Raw genomic sequence first — 1,147 nt, 5'->3', positions numbered from 1 at the left:
AAAGCCTTTATCTTTTAGAATTTTACCAGCACCTTCTAGGAATGGATATTTCGCAAATTCATCAGTACCTAGTTCTAACATGTTGGTAATTTACCAAGTTTACTTAAAAATCTGATTTTTTGATTTTGCACGCTGGTTTAAATTATGTTTTGAGAAAAATGTCATAAATGCAGATAGGATGCCATGTATCTATTTCAGGTTCAATTGATAAAGCAGTAGATAATGCTGTTGAAAGAGAATGCTCTGCTTTTCAGATATTTACAAGAAATCCCAGAGGTTGGCATGCAAAAGAACTAACCAAAGAAGACATTACTAATTTCAAATCAAAATTAAAAGCAAGTAAAATTGATAGATTTGCAACTTGTGCACATATGCCATATTTACCAAATCTTGCAACTCCAAAAGAAGATGGATTTGAAAAATCAGTTAAAACTTTGATTAGTGAAGTTGAAAGATGTGCACAGTTAGGTATTCCATATCTAGTGACTCATCTTGGTAGTCACTTAGGAACAGGCGATGAAGCTGGAATTAAGAAATTAGTTGAAGGGTTGACAAGAGCCGGTCAAACAAAAAATGATGTGATGATTTTATTGGAAAACACCGCAGGGCAGAAAAAATTCTGTTGGTTCTGATTTTAAGCAGTTAGGAGAAATCTTCAAGCAGTTAAAACCTGCAAAAAAGTTTGGTGTCTGTTTTGATACTTGTCATGCATTTGTTGCAGGGTATGATTTGAAAACTGAAGACAAAGTTAAAGAAACATTTGCTGAATTTAATAAATATGTAGGAATAGAGAATCTAAAAATTCTTCATCTAAATGATGCTAAAGGAGAAATTGGTTGCAATCTTGATAGGCATTATCATTTAGGATTGGGAGGAATTGGAGAAAAAGGAATTGCAGCTGTCATAAAATTTGTAAACAAGAAAAAAATTCCAATTATACTAGAGACACCCATTGATAATGAGAGAGATGACTTTGAGAATATTAAAAAGGCAAAGGAATTTGCGTAGAAATTTATTCGATGATTTTGAGGGATTGAATTATGGACTATGAAGCAGTAATGAAGCTAGCACTTGAACGTGGATTTTATTTTCCTAGTTGTGAGGTTTATGCTGATGCACAAGCAGGATTCTGGGAATATGGGCCATC

Annotated in this window: 1 pseudogene; it reads left to right on the top strand. The window is 33.3% G+C overall.

Annotated features, from left to right (window positions below):
• Positions 1-167: 167 nt before the first annotated feature.
• Positions 168-1,008, top strand: a pseudogene (locus tag BD31_RS01915) (deoxyribonuclease IV).
• Positions 1,009-1,147: the final 139 nt, after the last annotated feature.

This window comes from Candidatus Nitrosopumilus salarius BD31, from assembly GCF_000242875.2.
GTDB classification, from domain to species: Archaea; Thermoproteota; Nitrososphaeria; order Nitrososphaerales; family Nitrosopumilaceae; genus Nitrosopumilus; species Nitrosopumilus salarius.
This window is presented reverse-complemented; position numbering and strand designations above follow the sequence as displayed.